This is a genomic window from Paraburkholderia sp., assembly GCF_049581445.1.
GTDB lineage: Bacteria > Pseudomonadota > Gammaproteobacteria > Burkholderiales > Burkholderiaceae > Paraburkholderia.
In genome coordinates, this window is sequence record NZ_JBAURZ010000218.1 from 1 (window position 1) to 7385 (window position 7385).

The 7385-nt window shown below is 62.0% G+C and carries 6 protein-coding genes, 1 pseudogene and 2 riboswitches; of the genes and pseudogenes, 1 reads left to right on the plus strand and 6 read right to left on the minus strand.

The window, feature by feature from the left end; translation table 11 throughout:
• From WCA85_RS18945 to WCA85_RS18965, 5 genes and pseudogenes are all read right to left on the minus strand, one after another.
• A pseudogene (locus WCA85_RS18945) lies at positions 1–808 on the minus strand (glycine dehydrogenase (aminomethyl-transferring)); the annotation flags it as partial.
• Positions 809–871: 63 nt separating this feature from the next.
• Positions 872–1252 (minus strand): glycine cleavage system protein GcvH, encoded by a 381-nt coding sequence (gene gcvH, locus WCA85_RS18950; protein ID WP_424066414.1) that lies wholly within the window; start codon positions 1250–1252, stop codon positions 872–874.
• Positions 1253–1322: 70 nt separating this feature from the next.
• A complete protein-coding gene (gene gcvT, locus WCA85_RS18955; RefSeq protein WP_424066415.1) occupies positions 1323–2441 on the minus strand; it encodes a glycine cleavage system aminomethyltransferase GcvT in 1119 nt (372 codons plus the stop codon).
• A 91-nt stretch (positions 2442–2532) separates the two neighbouring features.
• Positions 2533–2693: riboswitch (glycine riboswitch) on the minus strand.
• A 25-nt stretch (positions 2694–2718) separates the two neighbouring features.
• A riboswitch (glycine riboswitch) is annotated at positions 2719–2819 on the minus strand.
• Between the two features lie 204 nt (positions 2820–3023).
• Positions 3024–3380 carry a hypothetical protein gene (locus WCA85_RS18960; RefSeq protein WP_424066416.1) on the minus strand — a complete coding sequence of 119 codons (357 nt, stop codon included), beginning with the start codon at positions 3378–3380 and terminating at the stop codon, positions 3024–3026.
• Between the two features lie 228 nt (positions 3381–3608).
• Positions 3609–4661: an oxidoreductase gene (locus tag WCA85_RS18965; RefSeq protein ID WP_424066417.1), complete on the minus strand. Its 1053-nt coding sequence runs from the start codon at positions 4659–4661 to the stop codon at positions 3609–3611.
• 249 nt (positions 4662–4910) lie between these two features.
• Here WCA85_RS18965 and WCA85_RS18970 point away from each other — a divergent pair, with 249 nt between their 5' ends.
• A complete protein-coding gene (locus WCA85_RS18970; RefSeq protein ID WP_424066418.1) occupies positions 4911–6995 on the plus strand; it encodes a UvrD-helicase domain-containing protein in 2085 nt (694 codons plus the stop codon).
• Positions 6996–7088: 93 nt separating this feature from the next.
• On the opposite strand, the gene WCA85_RS18975 is transcribed toward WCA85_RS18970, so the two are convergent.
• On the minus strand, positions 7089–7385 hold a 297-nt coding region (locus WCA85_RS18975; RefSeq protein ID WP_424066419.1), incomplete at its 5' end, for a c-type cytochrome.

The following is a 7385-nucleotide window of genomic DNA, read 5'->3' on the forward strand; positions in this document are numbered from 1 at the left end:
GCGTGAGGACGGTCAGCGCGAGCAGATCAGCGGCGGCGACCACGTGGCCGCCCGCTGCGTGGATCGCGTCAGCGAGCGCGCGGTAGTCACGCACATCGCCGTTCACGCCTGGATATTGCAGCAGCACGCCGAAAGCATTCGCACTGGCAGCATCCGCAGCCGGACCGACCTTCACTTCGATGCCAACCGGCGTCGCCCGCGTCTTCACCACTTCGATGGTTTGCGGCAGCACGTCGTCGGCGACGTAAAACACGTTCGACTTCGGCTTGCCCACGCGTTGCAGCAGCGTCATGGCTTCGGCGGCGGCGGTGGCCTCGTCGAGCAGCGATGCATTGGAGATGGCGAGCCCGGTCAGGTCGATCACCATCTGCTGGAAGTTCAAGAGCGCTTCCAGACGGCCCTGCGAAATTTCCGGTTGATACGGCGTGTAAGCCGTGTACCAAGCGGGATTTTCCAGCACGTTACGCAGGATCACCGTCGGGGTGTGCGCGTTGTAATAGCCCTGCCCGATATACGAGCGGAACACCTGGTTCTTGTCCGCGAGTTCACGCAGCGCGGCGAGCGCTTCGGCTTCGCTCTTCGGCTGCGCGAAGGGGCCAAGCGGCAGCGTTTCGCTGCGGCGGATCGTCTTCGGAATCACGGCGTCGATCAGCGCGGCGCGCGACGCGAAGCCGAGGGCTTCGAGCATCGCTTGCTGATCGGCCGAATCCGGGCCGATGTGCCGTTCGGCGAAGGCATCATGCACTTCGAGCGCGGCGAGCGAGAGAGGAGTGCGGTTCATCAGACGATCCGGGTGTTCGAGCTTCATGAGGTAATCCTGGCAGTGCGGCCGTCCGGGTCTGCCGGACGCCGCACCTTACGGTTTAGAGATTTAGGCGCCGATGGACTTCGTATAAGCGTCGGCGTCGATCAAACGGTCTTGCGTTGCATCCGCTGCCGGCTTGATCTTGAACAGCCAGCTGTCATACGGTGTGCTGTTGACTGCATCCGGCGTGTCGGCCACGGCCGTGTTCGCTTCGATGATTTCGCCCGAGACCGGCGCGTAAATATCGGAGGCGGCTTTCACGGATTCGATGACCGCGACGGTGTCGCCAGCGGTGACGGTCTTGCCCAGTTCCTGGACTTCGAAGAAGACGATGTCGCCGAGCGCTTCTTGCGCGTGGTCGGTGATGCCGACCGTCAGCGTGCCGTCAGCTTCGGTGCGGACCCATTCGTGCGATTCGGTGTATTTCAGATCGGCCGGGATGCTCATCGGATGCTCCTATGCGGTGTGTTCGGTGATGACTTAAAAGATGGGAGAGACAGACGCACGCGCCGGCTGCTTAAACCGCAAGCACTTTGCCGTTGCGTACGAACGGCAGTTTTACCACGGTCGCGGGTAGGGCTTTATCACGGATTTGTACATGGACGATATCGCCCGCCTTGACGCCCATCGGGACGCGCGCGAACGCGATCGATTCCTGCATGGTCGGCGAGAAAGTACCGCTGGTAATTTCACCTTCGCCGAGCGGCGTGACGACCTTTTGATGCGCACGCAGCACGCCGCCCGCCTTGCCGTTTTCCTTCTGCAGGATGAGCCCGACGAACGAAGCTTGCGAGCCGTCTGCTTCGAGCTTGGACTTGCCGACGAATTCGCGCGGCGAAGTCAGGTCGACGGTCCATGCGAGGCCGGCGTCCAGCGGCGAGACATTGTCGTCCATGTCCTGGCCGTACAGGTTCATGCCGGCTTCGAGGCGCAGCGTGTCGCGCGCGCCGAGACCGGCCGGGCGTACGCCCTGGCGTTGCAGTGCGTCCCAGAACTCGCAGACGGAAGCGCTGGGAAGCACGATCTCGAAGCCGTCTTCGCCGGTGTAGCCGGTACGCGCGATCATCAATTCGCCGAACGGCGTGCTGTCGACGATGGCGGCGTTAAACGGTTTGAGCAGTTCAGTGGATGTGCGGCTGGACGGAGCGACTTGCCAAACCTTGTCGCGGGCGTTCGGACCCTGCACGGCGACGATCGAGAGATCGCGGCGCGGCGTGATGGTGAGGCCATAGTTGCCTTCGGCGTTCAACTTGTTGAACCAGGCAATGTCCTTGTCAGCGGTGCCGGCGTTGATCACCACGCGGAAAAAGTCTTCCGCGAAAAAGTAGACGATCAGATCGTCGATCACGCCGCCGTTCGGGTTCAACAGGCAGGAGTACAACGCGCGGCCGGCCGTTTGCAGTTTGCCGACATTGTTGGCAATGGCGAATTCGAAGAAGGCGCGCACCCGCTCGCCGTGGAAGTCGACCACGCACATATGCGACACGTCGAACATGCCCGCATCGGTACGCACCGCGCGGTGTTCGTCGATCTGCGAGCCGTAGTTGACGGGCATGTCCCAGCCGCCGAAGTCGACCATGCGGGCATTCAGCGCGCGATGGGTGGCGTTGAGCGGGGTGTGTTTGAGTTCGGTCATCGGGGCCTCAGGCAAATCTCGACAGATAGCGAAACAAAAAGGCCATGCGGCTTGATCCCTCGCGGCTCAAATGCCTGCGAGCGATGCGATGCATGACCCCTCTGTCCTCGATACCTGAGAGATTGCGCTGCCGTGCGAATGTTCAATGTGAGTCATTCGCCGCGGTGAAACGCGCGCCCCTTCGGTGGGCAGCCTGCCTGGTTCGATGTGGTTCGAAACCGGTGGCTACTGCCGCTCTCCAGAGTGCGAAAAGCCGGTGTCTGATTCGACGGGTTTTTCGACGCGGTCGGTCCTTTTGCCTGAGAGTTTGCGGGTATGCCCCTTCGGCGGCGCGGCCTGCTCAAAACAGCGGCCAGCGCGCTCTCCCGACGCGTGCGGCGAATGTACGCGAGGGCCGGGGGCTTGTCAAATTAGGACAGGAAGCCGCGCTGAGCGGGAGGCCGCGCGGCTTCACGCCAAAATAACCGGCCAGGCCAGAGGGACGGAAGGCAGGTGCGCCTCGGCATGATGGCCTTTTTCAGACGCAAAAAAAGCGCGGGAGTAACCCCGCGCTTTGTACCAAGAAGGCAGCTTACTTCAGACTTATTCGCCGATCGCGTGAGCGGCGTTGTCCAGTTCCTGGTTCAGCACGCGCTGTTCGTCGCCGGACAGACCGTTGCCGTGTTGCGCGGCCATGTCATGCGCTTCCTGGCGGATCACGTCGAGACGATGATGCAATGCGCCACCTTGCGGGGGCGGGTAGTAGCCTTGATTGACGTGATTATCGATGCGACGGCTCAGGTTATCGATACGGCCATAGACCTGATTGAGGCGCTGGATCGCGATCTGATGCTGATCCGGGTGCGGCGGCGGAGGCGGCGGAGGCGGCGGGCTGACCACACAGGCGGCCAGCGAAGAAACCAACGCCAAAGCTGCCAGCGCACGGGTGAAACGTTGCATACCTACTCTCCTTTGTTGGCCGGAGTTAGCGCTTGCACACTTACTCTGGTCCCTTGCAATAAAGTTGCGGACGTCATGTATGTGATCGACGACCAGATCGATGCCGTGTAGCAACGCTCAAGCGTTGCCACACGATGACCTGATCCGGGAATATATTGTAACGGAGCGTTCCTTTCGGAACTGTTAGATGCCGTTCGCGTCATGTAAGGCGCGAATTGCGAGGCGATATCAGCGGATGCGTTCGAACGGCAAACGCAGGCCTTCCATTTCGCTGCGCGCAGCGAGTTCGATGATGGTCATGACATCGATCGCGTCCTGCGGAGTGACCGGGAACGGTTCGCCGTCCTGAATCGTTGTGGCCAGGGCGCGATAGAAGCCAACGTAGTCGCCGTCGCGGGTAGGCAAGCTGCGCTCCACTTCCTGATTGCCTTGGTCTAGCACGCGCAGCAAACCGGCCGGGTTGCCGCCGGCAAAACCGGCATCGCCTGGCCGCAGACCGGCGCGGAGCTGATCTTCCTGGGTGTCCAGATCACGCTTGATATAGCTGCCGCGCGTGCCGTCGATGGCAAAGCGCGGCGGTGCTAGCGCGGTGAGTGCAGTTGCGTGCAAGACCACTTCGAGATTGTCGTAACCGAGTTGCAGGTGAACGTAGTCCGGTGCGCCGCCATTCTCCCGGTGCGTCTTGACGGTCGCCGACACCGTGGCGGGGGCGCCGAACAAGGTCAGCGCCTGATCGATCAGGTGCGGCCCGAGATCAAACAGCAGGCCGCCGCCGCGCGACGCCTCTTCACGCCAACGCGGTTTCACGTCGGGTCGGAAGCGGTCGAAGTGCGATTCGTAATGGGTGATGCGGCCCAGTTCGCCGCTTGCGAGCAGTTCGCGAACGGTGAGGAAATCGCCGTCCCAGCGGCGGTTGTGAAACGGCGCGAAGGTCAGGCGGCGCGCCAGCGCGAGATTGGCCAGCGTGAGCGCCTCGGTGGAGGTGAGCGTCACGGGTTTGTCGACGACGACATGCTTGCCGGCTTCGAGCGTGCGCTTGGCGAACTCGAAGTGCGTATCGTTGGGCGTTGCGATCACGACGCACTGGATCTCATCCAGCGCCAGCAGCGCGTCGAGATCGGGGACGACAGCGGCGCGCGGATAATCCGCGCGCGCCGCGTCGGCTTTGCTGGTTGCGATCGCCGTGACGGTGGCACGGCCACAGTGCTCGATGACCGGCGCGTGGAAGGTAGCGCCAGCAAAACCGTAACCCATCAATCCTGTTTTCAGCGGGGCAGACATATGAGTTTCCTGCAAAAGTGAAGCGCCGCTTTGCCACCGCGGCGGCGGCGCGTGACCTGTAATTGTGGCATGTATGCGAAGGAGGCAGTGCGGGGTGCGACTCGCTAAGCGGGGCCGGAGTGAGCTCAGGTCTTCGTCGGGGTCTTCGTCGAGGTCTTCGTGTTAACATCGCTGCTCTCGCGCGGGACGGCTCATCCGACACGTCCACACAGCGCCCTGCCTTCAACCGCAACACCCCATCCACACACGATGTCCGCAGGCCTGAATCCCGCCCAAAATGAAGCGGTGCGTTATCTCGACGGTCCCTGTCTCGTGCTTGCCGGCGCAGGCAGCGGCAAGACGCGCGTGATTACGCAGAAAATCGCCCACCTGATCGAAGTCAAAGGCTTCGAGCCACGGCATATCGCGGCTGTCACCTTCACGAACAAGGCGGCGGCGGAAATGCGCGAGCGCGTCGGCAAACTGCTCGAAGGCAAGACGCTGACGACCCCCGGCAAGGAAGGCCGCAAGGTGCCCGTCAATCAGTTGACGGTATGCACGTTTCACTCGCTCGGGGTGCAGATTCTGCGGCAGGAAGCGGAGCACGTTGGCCTGAAGCCGCAATTTTCGATCATGGACTCGGACGACTGCTTCGGCATGATCCAGGAGCAGGTCGGCTCAACCGACAAGGGTTTTATCCGCAAGATCCAGTCGATCATCTCGTTGTGGAAGAACGGCCTGATCATGCCGGAAGAGGCCATCGCGATTGCCGCGAACGAGGACGAGCAGCAGGCCGCGATTGTCTACCGCAATTACGTCGCCACGCTGCATGCGTATCAGGCGGTGGATTTCGACGATCTGATCCGGCTGCCCGCGGAACTGTTTGCAAAAAACGAGCAGGTCCGCGATCGCTGGCAGAACAAACTGCGTTATCTGCTGATTGACGAGTATCAGGACACCAACGCGTGCCAGTACGAGTTGCTGAAACAGTTGGCCGGCCCGCGCGCCGCGTTCACGGCGGTGGGTGACGACGACCAGGCCATCTACGGCTGGCGCGGCGCCACGCTGGAAAACCTCGCGCAGCTCGGCAAGGACTTTCCGAAGCTGCATCTGGTGAAGCTGGAGCAGAACTACCGTTCTACGGTGCGGATCCTGACGGCCGCCAACAACGTGATTGCGAACAATCCGAAGCTGTTCGAGAAGAAGCTCTGGTCCGAGCATGGCATGGGCGACACGATCACCGTGACCGGCTGCAACGACGAAGAGCACGAGGCGGAATCCGTAGTGTTCCGTTTGTCCGCACATAAGTTCGAGCGACGCGCGCAGTTTCGTGATTACGCGATCCTTTATCGCGGCAACTTCCAGGCGCGTATCTTCGAACAGGTGCTGCGGCGCGAGCGGATACCGTACGTGCTATCGGGCGGCCAGTCGTTCTTCGACAAGGCCGAGATCAAGGATATCTGCGCGTACCTGCGCCTGATCGCCAACGCCAATGACGATCCCGCGTTTATCCGCGCGATCACCACCCCGCGGCGCGGGGTGGGTAATACGACGCTTGAGGCGCTTGGATCGTTCGCGGGGCAGGCGAAGGTGTCGCTGTTCGAGGCGGTGTTTATGGGCGGCATCGAGGCGCGGCTGTCGGCACGTCAAGTCGAGCCGCTGCGTACTTTCTGTGATTTCATGCAGCGCCTCACCGATCGCGCGGACAAAGATCCGGCGAGCGAAGTGCTCAACGACCTGATGGACGCGATTCACTACGAGGCTTACCTGTACGACGCATTCGACGAGCGCCAAGCGCAGTCGAAATGGCAGAACGTGCTGGAGTTTGTTGAGTGGCTAAAGCGCAAGGGCACCAAGCCGGAGCCCGCGGCCGGCAGTGAGGCGACCGGCTACGACAACGCCGATGGACTCGCCGATACCGGCAAAAATCTGCTCGGTTTGATCCAGACCGTTGCGCTGATGTCGATGCTCGAAGGCAAGGAAGAAGACCCGGATGCGGTGCGGCTTTCTACTGTGCATGCGTCGAAGGGACTCGAGTATCCGCACGTATTTCTGGTCGGCGTCGAGGAGGGCATCATGCCGCATCGCGGCGGCTCGGACGACGCGCCGATCGACGACGCCCGCATCGAGGAAGAGCGCCGCCTGATGTACGTGGCGATCACGCGGGCGCAGCGCAGCTTGCATCTGAACTGGTGCAAGAAGCGCAAGCGCGCCCGGGAGACGGTTGTATGCGAACCGTCGCGCTTTATCCCCGAAATGGGCCTGGACGAAGCCCCGCCGCCGACGGCCGACGAAGCGCCGATGTCGCCGAAAGACCGACTCGCGACTTTGAAGGCACTGTTGCAGAAGCCTTGAGCCCGGGCATAAAAAATCCCTGCACGCATGAACATGCGGCAGGGATTTTTTGTTTTCCAGCTATGAATGGCGCGCCGGCGGTATGCGAGCCGCTTACTTTGCCGCGGTGACCATGTAGTCGACGGCTGCCTTCACATCCGCGTCAGAGGCATTCGACCCGCCCTTGGGCGGCATCGCACCCTTGCCGTGCAACGCGTAGTTATAGACCACATCCATCGGATCCTTCAGACGCGGCGCCCAGTCGTCCTTGTTGCCGAACTTCGGCGCGCCGAGCACACCGGCCGCGTGACACGCCTGACAAACCTGCTGATACAGCACCTTGCCGGCCTGGGATGCATCCGCGGTCTGCGCGCCGGCCGGTGGCGCTGCCGCTGGGACGCTGGCAATCGC